The sequence below is a fragment of the Streptomyces sp. NBC_01433 genome, from assembly GCF_026340105.1.
Lineage (GTDB): Bacteria > Actinomycetota > Actinomycetes > Streptomycetales > Streptomycetaceae > Streptomyces.
Map to the genome: position 1 here is coordinate 4053621 of NZ_JAPEPM010000001.1, position 17272 is coordinate 4070892.

Annotated in this window: 14 protein-coding genes; 10 read left to right on the top strand and 4 right to left on the bottom strand. The window is 72.9% G+C overall.

Features of this window, described 5'->3' with window-relative positions:
• Positions 1-150 precede the first annotated feature (150 nt).
• Positions 151-1215 carry a mechanosensitive ion channel family protein gene (locus OG413_RS18240; RefSeq protein WP_266806845.1) on the bottom strand — a complete coding sequence of 355 codons (1065 nt, stop codon included), beginning with the start codon at positions 1213-1215 and terminating at the stop codon, positions 151-153.
• Between the two features lie 318 nt (positions 1216-1533).
• On the opposite strand from OG413_RS18240, the gene OG413_RS18245 reads away from it, so the two are divergent.
• Entirely contained in the window at positions 1534-2070 is a 537-nt protein-coding gene (locus OG413_RS18245; RefSeq protein WP_073723265.1) for an HNH endonuclease, read from the top strand.
• A 112-nt stretch (positions 2071-2182) separates the two neighbouring features.
• Here OG413_RS18245 and OG413_RS18250 read toward each other — a convergent pair whose 3' ends face one another.
• Complete coding sequence (locus OG413_RS18250; protein WP_266810226.1) at positions 2183-5167, bottom strand: beta-N-acetylglucosaminidase domain-containing protein; 2985 nt, start codon at positions 5165-5167, stop codon at positions 2183-2185.
• A 297-nt stretch (positions 5168-5464) separates the two neighbouring features.
• On the opposite strand from OG413_RS18250, the gene OG413_RS18255 reads away from it, so the two are divergent.
• From OG413_RS18255 to OG413_RS18280, 6 genes are all read left to right on the top strand, one after another.
• Positions 5465-5776 carry a hypothetical protein gene (locus OG413_RS18255; protein WP_266806848.1) on the top strand — a complete coding sequence of 104 codons (312 nt, stop codon included), beginning with the start codon at positions 5465-5467 and terminating at the stop codon, positions 5774-5776.
• Entirely contained in the window at positions 5777-8035 is a 2259-nt protein-coding gene (gene malQ / locus OG413_RS18260; RefSeq protein WP_266806850.1) for a 4-alpha-glucanotransferase, read from the top strand.
• 20 nt (positions 8036-8055) lie between these two features.
• Entirely contained in the window at positions 8056-8286 is a 231-nt protein-coding gene (locus OG413_RS18265) for a hypothetical protein (RefSeq protein WP_073723257.1), read from the top strand.
• A 173-nt stretch (positions 8287-8459) separates the two neighbouring features.
• The gene (locus tag OG413_RS18270) at positions 8460-9368 is read left to right on the top strand and encodes a LysR family transcriptional regulator (RefSeq protein ID WP_266806854.1); all 909 of its coding nucleotides are present in this window, start codon (positions 8460-8462) and stop codon (positions 9366-9368) included.
• A 64-nt stretch (positions 9369-9432) separates the two neighbouring features.
• Entirely contained in the window at positions 9433-10581 is a 1149-nt protein-coding gene (gene alc / locus OG413_RS18275) for an allantoicase (RefSeq protein WP_266806856.1), read from the top strand.
• 180 nt (positions 10582-10761) lie between these two features.
• Complete coding sequence (locus tag OG413_RS18280) at positions 10762-11223, top strand: hypothetical protein (protein WP_266806858.1); 462 nt, start codon at positions 10762-10764, stop codon at positions 11221-11223.
• Between the two features lie 64 nt (positions 11224-11287).
• Here OG413_RS18280 and pepN read toward each other — a convergent pair whose 3' ends face one another.
• Positions 11288-13864, bottom strand: coding sequence for an aminopeptidase N (pepN, locus tag OG413_RS18285; protein WP_266806860.1), 2577 nt, complete (start codon positions 13862-13864; stop codon positions 11288-11290).
• Positions 13865-14020: 156 nt separating this feature from the next.
• Here pepN and OG413_RS18290 point away from each other — a divergent pair, with 156 nt between their 5' ends.
• A complete protein-coding gene (locus OG413_RS18290; protein WP_266806862.1) occupies positions 14021-14521 on the top strand; it encodes a DUF1203 domain-containing protein in 501 nt (166 codons plus the stop codon).
• Positions 14522-14664: 143 nt separating this feature from the next.
• Here OG413_RS18290 and OG413_RS18295 read toward each other — a convergent pair whose 3' ends face one another.
• Complete coding sequence (locus tag OG413_RS18295; protein WP_266806864.1) at positions 14665-15693, bottom strand: aspartate-semialdehyde dehydrogenase; 1029 nt, start codon at positions 15691-15693, stop codon at positions 14665-14667.
• A 167-nt stretch (positions 15694-15860) separates the two neighbouring features.
• On the opposite strand from OG413_RS18295, the gene OG413_RS18300 reads away from it, so the two are divergent.
• Together OG413_RS18300 and OG413_RS18305 are read left to right on the top strand one after the other, a co-directional pair.
• Complete coding sequence (locus OG413_RS18300) at positions 15861-16391, top strand: RNA polymerase sigma factor (RefSeq protein ID WP_266806866.1); 531 nt, start codon at positions 15861-15863, stop codon at positions 16389-16391.
• A 2-nt stretch (positions 16392-16393) separates the two neighbouring features.
• Positions 16394-17068 carry a hypothetical protein gene (locus OG413_RS18305; RefSeq protein WP_266806868.1) on the top strand — a complete coding sequence of 225 codons (675 nt, stop codon included), beginning with the start codon at positions 16394-16396 and terminating at the stop codon, positions 17066-17068.
• Positions 17069-17272 lie beyond the last annotated feature (204 nt).

Consider the following 17272-nt stretch of genomic DNA (forward strand, 5'->3'; position numbering starts at 1 on the left):
GCAGGTCACCGGACCGTCAATGGTTCACACCCCTGTGGCAACCAAAGCGTTACCTGGAACGGTGACCGCACCCGCCGAACGGTCCAGGGGCGCCCCGCGAACCGCCGCGGGGCGCCCCTGGACCGTTATTACGGTTATGACGGGCAGGTGTTACTTCGTGATGCTCGGTGGCGCTATCGGGGTCGCGGCCATCGACTGCGGCGAGGTCGACGAGGCGTACGCGGACGGGGCGGCCATTCCGGCCGTCGGGTCCGGGGCCGACACGCCGTCCGCCTGGACCGGCACGGTCCCGACCATCCGGATGCCCGCCTCGTCCAGCGCCTGCTTGATCCGCCAGCGCAGCTCCCGCTCCACGCCCAGCGCCTTGCCCGGCATCGTCTTCGCGGTGACCCGGACCGTCATGGAGTCCAGCAGGACGGCGTCCAGGCCGAGGACCTCCACCGGGCCCCACAGCCGCTCCGCCCACGGGTCCTCCTTGGCCATGGTCTCCGCGGCGGCGGTGATCGCCTCGCGGACCCGGTCCAGGTTCTCCGTGGGACGCACCGTCACATCGACCCCGGCGGTGGACCAGCCCTGGCTGAGGTTGCCTATCCGCTTCACCTCGCCGTTGCGGACGTACCAGATCTCACCGTTGTCGCCGCGCAGCTTGGTGACCCGCAGGCCCACCTCGATGACCTCACCGGAGGCGACGCCCGCGTCGACCGTGTCGCCGACGCCGTACTGGTCCTCCAGGATCATGAACACCCCGGACAGGAAGTCGGTGACGAGATTGCGCGCGCCGAAGCCCAGCGCGACTCCGGCGACACCGGCGGAGGCCAGCAACGGCGCCAGATTGATCTGGAACGCGCCCAGGATCATCAGGGCGGCCGTGCCCAGAATCAGGAACGAGGTCACCGAGCGCAGGACGGAGCCGATGGCCTCCGAGCGCTGACGGCGGCGCTCCGCGTTGACCAGCAGGCCGCCCAGCGCGGTGCCCTCCACCGCCTGGGCGCTGCGGTTCATCCGCTCGATCAGGTTGGTCAGGGCCCGGCGGATCACGTAGCGCAGCACGATCGCGATCGCCGCGATGAGCAGAATGCGCAGACCGGTGTTCAGCCAGGTGGACCAGTTCTCCTCGACCCAGCCCGCGGCGTTGCCGGCCTGCTTGGCGGCTTCGTCCAGCGAGCCGCCCGGCTCGGGTGACGGGGCTACGGCCAAGAGGACGGACAGGGACACGGTGGGAACCTCCAACGGGGGGCGACGGCTGACCAACCACACTAACGAAGCCGGTGGAGTGGATCGTTGCCGCTCTCGGGGGAGAGACACGTCTCACCTGGGAACGGAGTGGGTGTGGCCGATCGCACAGTGCGGGCGGCCACCCTGGTGAAGCACCTGTTCCGGTGGGCCGTGGCGCGCCTCCGGGCGGGTGGTGAGAAAAATCCTCCCGGCCCGTTACCCGCACGTGGTGGCGCTTTGACCAGGCAGGAGGAGAGACTGAGATCGGATCGTCCCGGCGCGAGCCACGCGCCGCCGGCGTACAAGGAGGCATCCACCGTGCCGCACGTCCTGGTTCTCAACGCGTCGTACGAGCCGCTCGGCGTCGTACCGCTCCGTCGCGCGCTCGTCCTCGTGCTGGAGAACAAGGCGATCTGCCTGGAGGAGTCCGGCTCCTTCCTGCACAGCGCCACCCGTGCTCTGCCGGCGCCCAGCGTCGTCCGCCTCAAGCGATTCGTACGGGTCCCCTACCGGGGGCCCGTTCCCCTGACGCGCCGCGCGCTGTTCGCCAGGGACGGCGGGCGCTGCATGTACTGCGGAGCCGCCGCGACCAGCGTCGACCATGTCATTCCGCGAAGCCGCGGTGGACAGCACGCCTGGGACAACGTGGTGGCGGCCTGCCGCCGCTGCAACCACGTCAAGGCCGACCGGCATCTGCCCGAGCTGGGCTGGCGGCTGCGCCATCAGCCCGCCCCGCCGACCGGGCTGGCCTGGCGGATCATCGGGACCGGACACCGCGACCCGCGCTGGCTGCCGTATTTGCAACCGTTCGGCGCGGACGACGTGATGGCCCGGATCGACGGCGTTTCCGCCTGAGCCCCGGGCCTTCGTCGTCCCGGGCGTCGCCACCGCGGAGCCACGGCGCACGCCCGCGGGCGACGGCGCACCTCTACGGGCTACGGCGTGCCTCTACGGGCGACGCGCACCTCTACGGGGCGACGGCGTACGCCTCCACCGACCAGAGGGAGTAGCCGTACTCGGTCGCCCGGCCGTCGCCCTGGACCCTGAGGAAACGGGTGTCCTTCGCGTCCATCCGCACCGATTCGCGCCCGCCCCTGCCTTCCCGCACGGTCGCCGCCGTACGCCAGGTGCGGCCGTCCGCGGAGACCTGTACGCGGTAGCGGGAGGCGTACGCGTCCTGCCAGCGCAGCACCACCTGCCCGAGCCGTACGGGCTCCGCCAGTTCCGTCTGCCACCAGGCGCCGTCCTCGACCGGTGAGGACCAGCGGGTGGCGGGATCGCCGTCGGAGGCCGCCGAGGCGGGGAAGTCCGGGGTCTCGTCGCCGGACGAGGACGCCCTGGCCGTACGCGCCAGATCGGGGCCCGCCGTACGCGGGAACGCCCGGACGGTCAGGGTGCTCTCCTCGCCCCCGAAGGCGAACGGCACCTCGTACTCGCCTGCCGGGGTGTCCGCCGGGACCGTGATGTCCACGGGGACATCGGTACGCGAGCCGCGCGGCACCGTCGTCCGCTTCGGGACCTTCACCTCGATGCCCTTGGGCGCCTTGGCGGTGAGCTCGCCCCGTACCTCGGCGGGGCGCCGCGCGGCCAGCCGGGCCGCCACGCGCTGGGTGCCGCCGCCGATCTCCGCGTCCGTCACCCCGCGTACGAGATCGAGCTTGGCCGCGGGCTCGTCACCGAACCACGGGATCAGGTCCCGCACCTTCAGCGCGCTCCGGTCCACCAGGGGAGCGGCGGGCAGGGCGGGGCTCATGAAGGACGGGGGAGTGGTCCCGGCGCCCTCCGGCAGGCGGACGCGGATCGCGTCCGCCCGCAGCCCCCTCGCCGCCGTCTGGGTCCAGCCGCTCGCCGAGAGTCGGCCCAGCGTCCGCCAGCCCTCGCCCGGCACATGGCCCTCCAGGACCGCGCCGGCGAATCCGCCGCCCGGTTCCGTCATCGCCGTCACGGACTCCACGGGGCGGGCCCGGTTCAGCCGGACGGTGTAGCTGTCCGCGTCGCGGGTGACCGTTCCGGCGGTGCGGTCGGTGCCGTTCCAGCTGTCGGCCGCCTTGCGGGCCCGGTCCAGGAACGGGCCCAGCACGCCCTTGCCGACCGTCGCGCCGCTCGCCGCGATGTCCTTGCGCAGCGGCTCCAGGGCCAGCTGCGCCTGCCAGGCCGCCGCCCCGTCCCCGCGCGCCTGGGCCTGGAGCAGATCGACGGTCAGCTCGCCCGCCTCGCCGTACCGGGCCAGCTGCTCGGTCCACGGCCGCACTTCCTCGTCCAGCCGTCCCTCCGCCGGGGTCTTCAGCCGTTCGGGGGCCTCCCGCATCACGGAGAACGCCGCCCGCAGATCGCGCGCGGCACCGTCCCGGACCGTCGCGTCCGCCGCCCGGGACTTCCAGAACGCGGTGAGCAGCGGCTGGAGATAGGCGGACTCGTCGCCGCCGAGCACGGAGGTCGCGCTGTTGCCCGCGAGCGCCCGCAGCGCGGCCCGGGTACGGGCGTCCCCGCCCGCCAGGTCGTCGATCGCCGCGTGCCAGGACTCCTGCGGCCGGTACCCCTTCGGGTTCCAGGCGAAGTCGGCGGCGGTGAACAGCGGGATGCGGGAGGCGGACGCCTGCTCCATCGCGTTGGCGAGCAGCGCGGCCGAACCGCTCGCCACCGCCGGATCCCGGCCGGTGTACGGGCCCAGGAAGATCCGGTCCTGCGCGTAGTCGTTGACCGGATAGTTGTCCATGGTGACCAGCGGGTGCCGGAACGCGGCGCGGGCCCCGGCCAGTTCGCCCCCGGTGATGGTCTTCGGTACGACCCCGACCCCGGTCCAGGCCACCTGCACCCGGTCGTCCAGCTCGGCGGCGAGCGCCGTGCGGTAGTCGGTGGCACCGTCCTGGTAGAACTCGGTCGGCAGCACCGACAGCGGGGCCGCGCCGGGGTGACGGTCCGCCAGGTGCTGGGCGAGCGCGCCGGCCACCCGGGCCTGCGCCCTGGCCGCCGCCCGTGGGCCGCTGCCGAAGGTGTCCGCGTCCTGGTCGCAGTGCCATTCGCTGTAGCTGACGTCCTGGAACTGCAACTGGAACACCCGCACGCCCAGCGCCCACATGGCGTCGACCTTGCGGGTGAGCGCCTTGACGTCGGCGTCCGACGCCATGCACATCGCCTGGCCGGGGGAGACGGCCCAGCCGAGCGTCACATGCTCGGCGCGGGCCTTCTCGGCGAGCGCCCGGAAGTCGGCGCGCCGCTCGGCCGGGTACGGGTCGCGCCAGCGGGCCAGCCGATAGGGGTCGTCGCCCGCCGCGTACAGATACCGGTTCTGCTTCGTGCGCCCCATGAACGCGATCTGCGCGAGCCGTTCCTCGCGGGTCCACGGCTGCCCGTAGAACCCCTCGGCCATCCCGCGCACGGCCGTGCCCGGCCAGTCGCGCACCACGACCCCGGCCACGGAGCCGTCGCTCACCAGCTGACGCAGCGTCTGGACGCCGTGGAAGAGGCCGTCCTCGCCGATGCCGTCCAGGGCGACGGTGGAGCGCCCGGCGATCTGGCCGACGGCGATCCGGTAGCCGCCCGCGGGCAGGTCGGCGCGCTCGGGCGCGCGCAGGGTCCGCAGCGCGTCCTGGGCACCCGTGCCGCCGATCCGGACGACCGGGCCGCGGCCGGGCAGGCCCTCGTGCAGGGTCCGTACGCCCGCCTCGCGCAGCACGGCGCGCAGTGCGTCGACGGCGTACGGATCGGCGTCCGCGGCGGCGACGACGGTGACCTCGGTGCCCAGTGGCACGGCCTGCCCTGCGGCCTTGATGCTCTGCGGCCGGGGCCAGACGGACGGCAGCCGCGCGCTGTCGGCGTGGTCGGGAGAGGTGGCGGCCGGCTGGCCGGGTACGACGGGGGCGGCCGTCGCGGCCGGTGCGACGGCCCCGAGCAGTCCGCCGATCACGGCGACGGCGACAGCCGTCGCGTGCTTTCTGCGCCCGAACCGCACGTCGCTCTCCCCTCGTCCCACCGGTGGGCTCCGAGCCCACCACCCGGGACCGAGGGTGTCAATGCGCGTGGCCGGTCTGTCGGATATGCCGGATGTGTTGGCGGGTACGGTCCCTGATGGGCCGTAAGAGGGGCATTGGGGTGGCCGAAAACGCCTCATACCTGCCGTACGGGGGAACGGAATGTGACCTACGGCACGTTGGGCTCGTTGTCATAACGCCTATGTCTCGTCCACGTCTGCGTCCGCCAGGGCTGGGTAGGTCTGCTGTGTCCTGTTCTCCATGGCCAGGAGGCCACCATGCCCGCTTCCGCGCAGCTTCTGCTCTCCGCCCTCTCCAAACAGGTACCGGACCAGGCCGGCTCGGCCCCACTGACCAGTGAGCCTCCCCTGGCGCAGGTCGCACCGCTGATCAGCGAGCTGCCGCTCGCCGACGTCTCCTCCCTGATCGGTGAATCCTCGTTCGCCGACGCCGCCCCCCTGACCAGCGAGCCCCCGCTCGCCGACGCCACCCCGCTCACGAGCGAGCCACCGCTCGCCGCCGTCGCCCCTCTGACCAGCGAGCCGACCGCCCCCGGCACCGCAGGGGGCATGGAGTTCCCTGGAGTCTGAATGGGCTTGTCCCGGCTCGCCGCACTGCATGGCGTCGCCACCTCCTACTCCCCGTCCGCGGGTGTCACGGTGTCCGTCCCCGACGACACGGTCACGGCCGTGCTCGCCGCGCTGGGCGTGGACGTCGGCACCCCCGAGGCCGTACGGAAATCACTGGCGGCCGCCGAATCGGCGGCGGTTTCGCGCCTGCTTCCGCCGACGGTGGTGGTCTGGTCCGGCGAGGCGCTGCCGCCCGCCCTGACCGCGCTGCCCCCCGGCACGACGCTGACCCTCACCCCGGAGCCCGAACCGGGCCAGGGGAGCGGACGGGCACCGCGGCCGCTGCGGATGCGGGTGACGGAGCGGCCGACGGGACTGCCCTCGGTACTGGAGGGGCTGGAGGCGCCGTCGACGGCGCCGGAGCGGCCGTCAGCGGTACGGGAAGGGGCCTCGGGATTTCCCGCGCAGGGCGCACCCGCCGCCGGGACCGAGGGTTCACCCGTCCCCTCCTGGTGGACCGGCCCGCCCCACGGTGTCCACCGCCTCGCCGTCCGCACCCCGGACCGCAGCAGCGCCACCGTCACACTCGTCGTCGCCCCGCCCCGCGTCCCGCAGCCGCCCGCCCGCACCCACGGCTTCCTGGTCCAGCTCTACTCCCTGCTCTCCGGCCGCTCCTGGGGCATGGGCGACCTCGGCGACCTGGCCGACCTCGCCGCCTGGTCCGGGCGGACGCTCGGATCCGGATTCGTCCAGGTCAACCCGCTCCACGCCGCCGTACCGGGCAGACCCACCGACCCGTCCCCCTACCGCCCCTCCTCGCGCCGCTTCCCCGACCCCGTACATCTGCGGGTCGAGTCGATCCCCGAGTACGGGCACGTCCAGGACCGGGCCACCCTGGACGACCTCCGACAGGACGCCGCGTCCCTGCGCGAAGCCGTACTGAACAAGGGCGCGCTCATCGACCGGGACGCCGTCTGGGAGCTCAAGCGGCAGGCCCTGGAGCTCATCCACGAGGTGCCGCTGACCCCCGGCCGGCGCGCCGCGTACTGCGACTTCCTGGCCGAGCGGGGGCAGGCCCTGGAGGACCACGCCCTGTGGTGCGCCCTCGCCGAGGTGCACGGCTCCGACTGGCACGCCTGGCCCGCCGCCCTGCGTGACCCCCGCTCCGCGGAGACCGCCCGCGCCCGCGCCGGGCTCCTGGACCGGGTCGACTTCCACTCCCGGCTCGCCTGGCTGACCGCCACTCAGCTCGCCGACGCCCAGCGCGCCGCCGAGGACGCCGGGATGGAGATCGGGATCGTCCACGACCTGGCCGTCGGCGTGCACCCCACGGGCGCCGACACCTGGGCCCAGCGGGACGCCTTCGCGCAGGGGATGTCCATCGGCGCGCCCCCGGACGCCTTCAACGCGCGCGGCCAGGACTGGGGGCTGCCCCCGTGGCGCCCCGACGTCCTCGCCGCGACCGGCTACGCCCCCTACCGCGGCCTCCTGCGCGGGCTGTTCGGCCACGCGGGCGCCCTGCGCATCGACCACGTGATGGGCCTCTTCCGGCTCTGGTGGGTGCCCGAGGGCAGGCCGCCCACCGAGGGGACCTACGTCGCCCAGGACGGCGAGGCGATGCTCGCCGTGCTCGTCCTGGAGGCGCACCGGGCCGGGGCGGTCGTCGTGGGGGAGGACCTCGGCACCGTCGAACCGGGCGTACGCGAGGCGCTCGCCCGGCGGGGCGTGCTCGGCACCTCCGTGCTCTGGTTCGAGCGCGACTGGGACGGCACCGGCCGCCCGCTGCCGCCGCGGAACTGGCGCCGGGACTGTCTGGCCACGGCCACCACGCACGACCTGCCGTCCACCGCGGCCCGGCTGACCGGCGACCATGTGACGCTGCGCCACCGGCTCGGCCTGCTCACCCGGCCCCTGGAGCAGGAGCTGACCGAGGACGCCACCGACACCGCCGAGTGGCTGGCCTGCCTGGCCCGGCTCCGGATGCTCCCCGAGGGCGACGGTGACGAGGAGGCGGCGGTCCGGGCCGTCCACCGGTTCCTGATGGACACCCCCGCCCGCATGGTCGGCGTCTGGCTCCCGGACACGGTGGGCGACCGCCGCCCGCAGAACCTCCCCGGCACCTGGGACCAGTACCCCAACTGGCGCCTGCCCGTCGCCGACGCCGAGGGACACCCCGTCACCCTGGAGGAGCTGGCCGTCTCGTCCCGACTGCACGGCCTGATGGACGTCCTGAGACCCCGAAAGGGTCATACGGCACCCCCGGGCGCGCGTCGCTCCTAGTCGTTCGCTACGTTTGCACCGTGGACAAGAAGAACGCTATGCGCGCCGGCGCCGTCGCGGCCGGTACGACGCTGATGATGCTGCTCATGTCGTCCCCGGCGCTCGCGCTGACCCGCGACGACGGTGACGACCCGGGGCCGGGCCTGAGCGCGATGGAGACCATCGGTCTCTATGTCGTGGCGCCCATCGCCCTGTTCTTGGTGATCACGGGCCTGGTCATGGTCCTGGACAAGTCCAAGAAGCAGGCCTAGCCACACGCTCTTGACGGGTGCGCCGCGCGGTACGAGGTACCGCGCGGCGCATTCGCGTGTCCCGGCCCAGGTGCCCGTACGGTGCGGTGGCCCACGCGCCCGCCTGCGCGTACGCCGAAGCCCCGGACCGCTCGGCGGTCCATGCGCGCGTGTCCGCCCGGTAGGTTGCGCCCATGACCGAGTGGGACGTCAAGAAGCTCCGTATCCTGCGCACCCTGCGCGACCGGGGCACCGTGACCTCGACCGCCGAGGCGCTGTCGATGACCCCGTCCGCGGTCTCCCAGCAGCTCACCAATCTGGCCAGACAGCTCGGGGTGCCGCTCCTCGAAGCCCAGGGCCGCCGGGTCCGCCTCACCGACGCCGCGCACCTCGTACTCCGCCACGCCGAGGTGGTCTTCGCCCAGCTGGAGCGCGCCGACGCCGAACTGGCCGGCTATCTGCGCGGTGAGGCGGGTGAGGTGCGGGTCGGCGCGTTCTCCACCGCGGTGTCCGCCCTCGTCGTACCCGCGGTCCGGCTCCTGCGCGCCGAGGGCCGGCCGGGTCCCGACGTACGCGTACGGGAGGCCGAGGCTGCACAGGCGTACGAACTGCTCACCTCCGGCGATGTGGACCTGGCGCTCTCCCTCGCCGCGCACGCCCCGACGGCCCGCGACCCGCGCTTCACCCTGCTGCCGCTGCTGGCCGATCCCCTGGACGTGGCGCTCCCGGCGGACCACCGGCTGGCGCACACCCCCGCCCTCCGCCTGGCGGACCTGGCCCGTGACCCCTGGATCTTCGGCGGCTCGGGCCCCTGGTCGCAGATCACCACGGCCGCGTGCGAGGCCGCGGGCTTCGTACCCGAGCAGGCCCACAGCGCCGCCGGGTGGACGGCGATCCTTTCCATGGTCGAGGCGGGCATGGGCATCGCGCTGGTTCCCCGGATGGCGTCGAGGGAGCGCAGCGAGGGCGTGGTGATGCGGGTCCTGGACGCGGACCAGCCGCGACGGCATGTGGTGGCGGCGGTGCGGCAGGGGGCGGAGCGGGGCCCGGCCGTGGCGCGCGTCCTGAAGGCGCTCACCCGGGCCGCCGAATCGTTCAGCTGAACTGAATATCATCTGCGAAAACTTTCGATGGACCTGATGGGTGTGGGCGTAGGACAGTCGTCGCATGACCTTCGACGCGAGCGAGACCACATTCCAGGACACCGACCCGCACGCCAATGACGCGGCCCCCTACGGCGGCGGCGACCCGTACGCCGACTACCGCACCGCCGACGACCTCTCCTTCACCGAACTCGTCGACCTCGCCGACCGCCGCCTCGGCGCGGGCGTGATCGCCGCCAACGACGAGTTCTTCGCCGAGCGCGAGAACCTCCTGATCCGCGAGCGCGCCGTCTTCGACCCCGAGCGCTTCGGGCACAAGGGCAAGATCATGGACGGCTGGGAGACCCGCCGTCGCCGCGGCGCCGACGCGGCCCACCCCTTCCCGGCCCCCGGGGAACACGACTGGGCCATCGTCCGGCTCGGTGCCCCCGGCATCATCCGCGGCATCGTCGTGGACACCGCCCACTTCCGCGGCAACTACCCGCAGCGCGTATCGGTCCAGGCGACCGCGGTGGATGGCGCACCCGGCCCGGACGAGCTGCTGGCCGACGACGTGAAGTGGGAGGAGATCGTCGCGCCGACGCCCGTACGCGGCCACGCCGCCAACGCCTTCGAGATCACCGGCGGCCGCCGCTACACCCACATCCGTCTCCGCCAGCACCCCGACGGCGGCATCGCCCGCCTCCGCGTGCACGGCGAGGTGATCCCCGACCCGGCGTGGCTCGCCGCACTCGGCACCGTCGACCTGATCTCGGTCCTGAACGGCGGCACGTACGAGGACGCCTCGGACCGCTTCTACTCCTCGCCCACCCAGATCATCCTGCCCGGCACCTCCCGCAAGATGGACGACGGCTGGGAGAACCGCCGTCGCCGGGTCCGCGACACCAACGACTGGGTCCGCTTCCGGCTGCCCGCCCAGGGTGCCGTCCGCGCGGTCGAGATCGACACCGCCTACCTCAAGGGCAACGCGGCCGGCTGGATCGCTCTCCAGGGCCGTAACGGCGAGACGGGCGAATGGTTCGAGATCATCCCCCGCACCCGGCTCCAGCCGGACACCCTCCACCGCTTCGTCCTGCGCGCCCAGGCGGTGGTCACCCATGTCCGCCTCGACACCTTCCCCGACGGCGGAGTGGCCCGGATGCGCCTGCACGGCACGCTCACGGAGACCGGCACGGCCGAACTGGCCCGCCGTTACGAGGAGTCGGGCGCCTGAAAACAGGTCAGGGCGCCCACGCCCCACCCTGCTTCCGCCCGGCGGACGGCTGCGCTCGTGCGCCTGCCCGCCGGGCGGATTCCACGCTCCGGACGGCCGAGGGGGACGCCCGGGAAGAGGCCGCGCGGGAGGGGCTAGTCTGCCGTCGGTCCCGTTGCTTCGCTCCCGTGGGGATGGCAGATGGCAGAGCTCGTGCTGTGCACCGGACTGGATCCGGACGAACCGGACTCCGTGACGCTCGTCGTGGTCGTGGCGGAGGAAGCGTCCGAGGACGAGCGCGCCGTCGCGCGGCTCGGGGTGTACGGATACGAAGGCGACGGCTGCCTCTACTTCGTGCAGACGGACGGCTGGGCCGAGCGGCGGCTGGACGGTGAGCTGCTGACCGTGGACATCGTGGCCTACCCCGTCGTACTCAAAGGGCTGGAGGCCGACGCGGAGCTGTTCCCCGAACGGTCCTCGGCCGACCCGGCGGCGCTGCGGCTCCTGCGCGTGAGCGCCCACGTCAGCCCCGGCATGTACGAACGGGCCCAGGACAGCACCGCCGTACTGACGGCACCCGCCGGGAGACCGGCCGAACAGGTCGTGGCGGAGGCCCGGTCCGGCGAGAACTGGCCGCTCATCCTGGCGCCGCCGCCCGAGTAGCCGAGAAACGAAGAAAGGGGCGCCCCCGAAGGAGGCGCCCCTCACGCGTGCGGTGGTGCGCCGCCTACGCGGTCGCCGCCTCCGCGTCCGCGGTCCGGGCCTTCAGAGCACGCTCCACGCCCGACCGGGACTCCGACATCAGACGGCGCAGGGCCGCGCTCGGCTCCGCCGAGGCGAGCCAGGCGTCGGTGGCGTCCAGGGTGGCCTCCGAGACCTGGAGGGCCGGGTAGAGGCCCACCGCGATCTGCTGAGCCATCTCATGGCTGCGCGAGTCCCAGACGTCCTTCACCGCGGCGAAGAACTTCTCCGTGTACGGGGCCAGCAGCTCGCCCTGATCGGTCTGGACGAAGCCGCCGATCACCGCCTCCTGGAGGGAGTTCGGGAGCTTGTCGGACTCGACGACCGAGGCCCACGCCGCGGCCTTCGCCTCCGCCGTGGGCTGGGCGGCGCGGGCGGACGCCGCGTGGCGCTCGCCCGCCGCCGTCCTGTCACGCTCGTACTCGGCGGCGATCTCCTCCTCGTCCAGCAGACCGGTCGCGGCCAGCCGCTGCACGAACGCCCAGCGCAGCTCGGTGTCGACCGCCAGGCCCTCGATGGTCTCCGTGCCGTCCAGCAGCTCCTGGAGCAGGGCCAGCTGCTGCGGGTTGCGGGCCGTCGTCGCGAAGGCGCGGGCCCACGCCAGCTGGTGGTCGCTGCCCGGCTCCGCCGCGTGCAGATGGGCCAGCGTCGCGTCCGTCCACTGGTTCAGGAATGTCTCGCGGGACGCCGGCGCCGCGTACAGGTCCAGCGCCAGCTTCACCTGACGGTGCAGCGACTGGACGACGCCGATGTCCGACTCCTTGCCGATGCCGGACAGCACGAGCGAGAGGTAGTCCCGCGTCGCCAGCTCGCCGTCGCGGGTCATGTCCCAGGCCGAGGCCCAGCACAGGGCGCGCGGCAGGGACTCGGTGAAGTCGCCGAGGTGCTCGGTGACGACCCGCAGCGACTCCTCGTCGAGACGGACCTTCGCGTACGAGAGGTCGTCGTCGTTGAGCAGGATGACCGCCGGGCGTGCCGTGTCCGCCGGGAACGGGACGGCCGTGCGCTCGCCGTCGACGTCCAGCTCGATCCGCTTCGTACGGACCAGCTTGCCCGCCCCGTCGAGGTCGTAGCAGCCGATCGCGATGCGGTGCGGGCGCAGCGTCGGCTCGCCCTTCGCACCGGCGGGAAGGGCGGGAGCCTCCTGGAGGACCGCGAAGGACGTGACGTGACCGTGCACGTCCGTCTCGATCTCCGGGCGCAGGATGTTGATCCCCGCCGTCTCCAGCCACGCCTTCGACCAGGTCTTCAGGTCACGGCCTGAGGTCTTCTCCAGCGCGCCCAGCAGGTCCGACAGACGCGTGTTGCCGAAGGCGTGCGCCTTGAAGTACGCCTGCACGCCCTGGAAGAACTCGTCCATGCCGACGTACGCCACGAGCTGCTTCAGGACCGAGGCGCCCTTCGCGTACGTGATCCCGTCGAAGTTCACCAGGACGTCGTCGAGATCGTTGATCTCCGCCATGATCGGGTGCGTCGAGGGCAGCTGGTCCTGCCGGTACGCCCAGGTCTTCATGGAGTTGGCGAACGTGGTCCAGGAGTGCGGCCACTTCGAGCCCTCGGCGTACGCCTGGCAGGCGATCGAGGTGTACGTGGCGAACGACTCGTTCAGCCACAGGTCGTTCCACCACTCCATGGTGACCAGGTCGCCGAACCACATGTGGGCCAGCTCGTGCAGGATGGTCTCGGCCCGCACCTCGTACGCGGCGTCCGTCACCTTCGAGCGGAACACGTACTGGTCGCGGATCGTGACCGCGCCCGCGTTCTCCATGGCGCCCGCGTTGAACTCCGGGACGAAGAGCTGGTCGTACTTGGCGAAGGGGTACGCGTAGTCGAACTTCTCCTGGAACCAGTCGAAGCCCTGCCGCGTGACCGCGAAGATCTCGTCCGCGTCCAGGTACTCGGCCAGCGACGGGCGGCAGTAGATGCCGAGGGGAACGGACTGGCCGTCCTTCTCGTAGCTGCTGTGCACCGAGTGGTACGGGCCCACGATGAGGGCCGTGATGTACGTCGAGATACGCGGCGTCGGCTCGAAGGACCAGACGTGGTCCTTCGGCTCCGGGGTCGCCGAGTTCGAGATGACGGTCCAGCCCTCCGGCGCCTTCACCGTGAACTGGAACGTCGCCTTCAGATCGGGCTGCTCGAAGCTCGCGAACACCCGGCGCGCGTCCGGCACCTCGAACTGCGTGTACAGGTAAGCCTGCTCGTCGACCGGGTCGACGAAGCGGTGCAGACCCTCGCCCGTGTTGGTGTAGGCGCAGTCGGCGACGACCTTCAGCTCATTGGCGCCCGCCAGCAGATGCGGCAGCGCGATCCGCGAGTCACGGAAGACGGCGGCGACATCGAGCGACTTCCCGTTCAGCTCGACATCGTGCACCGCCGGGGCCACCAGGTCGATGAAGGACTCGGCACCGGCTTCGGCGGAGTCGAAGCGCACGGTGGTGACGGACCTGTAGGTGCCGCCCTCCTGCGCTCCGGAGAGGTCGAGATCGACCTCGTACGCGTCCACGGTCAGCAGGCGCGCCCGCTCCTGTGCCTCTTCGCGGGTCAGATTCGTGCCAGGCACGCGGTCATCTCCTTGATGTGCTACTTGGACCGACCGGCACATGGGGCGGTCGATCTTGCCATGCGGCGTTTCCGGCCATCCTTCCACGCGGCACGCACACAGCGCGATGTCCGTTTTCCGCCGGACGGGGACGGCGGGCGGCGCGACCCTCGAACCATGACCGGATACGAGGCACGTCCCATCGAACCCACCGCCCTCAAGGAGCTCCGCGACACCGACGACGCGGGGTACCCCTGCGTCCCGTACACCGCCGAGGGGAGCGGCAGCCCGCTGCGCTGCTGTCTGCGCGGCAACGAGCCGGGGGAGCGCATCGCCCTGGTCTCCTACGCGCCGCTGCGCCGCTGGGCGGCCGCGGCGTGGGCCAGGCCGGGGGCGTACGACGAGCAGGGGCCGGTCTTCATCCACGCCGAGGAGTGCGGGGGGCCCGCCCCGGAGCGGGCGGGCTACCCGTTCGCGCGGACCGGGGCGCTGCGGACCGTCCGGCGCTACGACGCGGAGGGGCGGATCGTGGGAGGGCGGCTGATGGAGATCCCCGCGGACCACGACCGCGGGTTCGACACGGCCTTCGACGAGGCGTTCGCCGATCCGGCGGTGGAGCTGGTGCATGTGCGGGCCGTGGAGTACGGGTGCTTCCAGTTCGAGGTGCGGCGCGGCTGATCCCGCCACCGGGCCGGGACCGCCGGTGCCTCCACCGGTCCGGCCCGCGGTGCCTCCGCCGGTCTTTCCGCCGGTCCCCTCATGCCGACGGGCGGCCACCGTGTGCCGGTGGCCGCCCGTTCCCGTACGCGTACGGCCGCGGGTCAGCCCTTCAGCTCGGCCGCCACCAGCTCCGCGATCTGCACGGCGTTCAGCGCCGCGCCCTTGCGGAGGTTGTCGTTGGAGACGAAGAGCGCGAGGCCGTGCTCGACGGTCTCGTCGACCCGGATACGGCCCACGAACGAGGCGTCCTTGCCGGCCGCCTGGAGCGGGGTGGGGATCTCCGAGAGCTCGACGCCCTCCGCGTCCTTCAGCAGCTCATAGGCGCGCTCGACGCTGATCGGCCGGGCGAAACGGGCGTTGACCTGGAGCGAGTGGCCGGAGAAGACCGGGACCCGGACACAGGTGCCGGACACCTTGAGGCCGGGGATCTCCAGGATCTTGCGGGACTCGTTGCGGAGCTTCTGCTCCTCGTCCGTCTCGAACGAACCGTCGTCCACGATGGAGCCCGCCAGCGGCAGCACATTGAAGGCGATCGGACGCTTGTAGACAGCAGGCTCGGGGAAGTCCACGGCCTCGCCGTCGTGGGCCAGCTTGTCGGCCTCGGCGACGACCTTGGACGCCTGGCCGTGCAGCTCGGCGACACCCGCGACACCGGAGCCGGACACCGCCTGGTACGTGGCCACGGTCAGCGTTTCGAGACCGGCCTCGGCGTGCAGCGGGCGCAGCACGGGCATCGCGGCCATGGTGGTGCAGTTCGGGTTGGCGATGATCCCCTTGGGGCGGACCAGCGCCGCGTGCGGATTGACCTCGGAGACGACCAGCGGGACCTCGGGGTCCATGCGCCAGGCGGAGGAGTTGTCGATCACGACGGCACCCTGGGCGGCGACCTTCTCCGCCAGCGCCTTCGAGGTCGCGCCACCGGCGGAGAAGAGCACGATGTCCAGGCCCGTGTAGTCGGCCGTGGAGGCGTCCTCGACGGTGATGTCCGCGCCCTGCCACTCGATCGTGGAGCCCGCCGAGCGCGCGGAGGCGAAGAGCCGCAGCCCGGCGACCGGGAACTTCCGCTCGGCCAGGATCCCGCGCATGACTGTGCCGACCTGACCGGTGGCGCCGACGATTCCGACCTTCACAGGATCTCCTCTGTACGTTTGTGCGGCCCGCTTGCCGCTCCATGATGCGTATGTCCCTGCCCGCCTTGTCCAATCCATTGTCCGGCCTGCGGACTCCTGGCTCCCGGACCGAACGTTCTGCCGCGTTCCGGCGTCTGAGGGGAAACATCTTCAGGGGGAGGCAGTCCTTGCTGAGAAGGAAGGCGTCGGGTGCGGGGGAGGATCCGCTGGCCCCGGCGCAGGTGGACAGGGTCAGGGCCGTGCTGTCCCTCGGCGGTGTGCCGTACGCCGATCTCCAGGACGGTGTGCAGCAGATACGGCTGCGCCTGCTGGAGCGCGCGGCGAGCGGCAAGGAGGCCCCGCGCGACGTCGGCGCCTGGGCGGCCGTGGTCGCCTCGAACCTGGCGGCCGACTGGCACCGCGGGCGCGGCCGACAGGAGCGGATCGGCGCCCGGCTCGCCGCGCTGACCCCGCCGGACGGCGCGGCCGAGGGCGGCCAGGAGGCGCGGCTGCTGGCCCTCACGGTCGCCGCCGGGCTCGACGAGCTGCCCGGACCGCAGCGCCAGGCCCTGGTGCTGCGGTTCTACGCGGACCTCTCCGTACCGCGGATCGCCGCCGAGCTGGGGATTCCGGAAGGCACGGTCAAGAGCCGCCTGTACGCGGCGGCCGGGGCGATGCGCGAGCGGATGGCGCTGCTGCGCACGGACGAGGTGGTGTGACGATGAACACGGGCGAGCCGTACGGATCGGACGAGCTGATGGCCGTGCTGCTGGGGGAGCCGGCGCCTCGGGACGGGGAGAGCGGCACCGCGGCCCGCTACGCGGCGGCGGAGCGGGACCTCGCGGTGCTCGGTACGCAGCTCCGGCTGATCGGGGACACCCTGGCCGCGACCCCGGCCCCGGAGTCGGCTGTCCCGGAGCCCGCGGCCCCGCACCCCGCCGCCCGGCGGTCCCGGTGGCGGGTGTTCGCGCCGGCCGCGTCGCTGGTGGTCGCCGCCGCGCTGGCGGGCACCGGGATCATGTGGTCGGTGGCGCGGCCCTCGGACGGCGGGCCCGGCGACGCCAAGCTGACCCACGAGGGGATCATGGCCTGCGCCCGCCTCGTCGTGGAAGGCACGGTGACCCGTACCGAGCGGGTCGCGCCCGGCGTGCGCGTGTTGCTGGACGTCGAGCGCCGGCTCAAGCCGGAGCGCGGCCCGCGCGAGGCCGCGTTCCTCGTGCCGGGCAAGGACGCGGACCACTACCCGCCCGGCGCCCGCATGGTCGTCAGCGTGTCCCGCTTCCCCGGCGAGGGGGTCGACTTCTACACGGCGGCGGCGGACCGGGCGGCGGCCTGGGAGTGGATGTCGGCCGCGCTGCCGGGCTCCCGGGACCTGGAGTGCTCCGGGCCCGGGTGACGGCCAGGACCCGGGTGACGGACCGGACTCGGCTGACGGGCCGGACCCGGCTGACGGCCCGGAGCGGGGTGACAGCCCTGACCCCGGCCGACGGTCCGGACCCGGAGCACCGGCACGGGACGTGCGGCGGGGCGGGAGCTCCCGGGAGAGCGCCCGCCCCGCTGGTCGTTCAGTGGGTCACCGGTGCGGTGACCCACCGGTCCG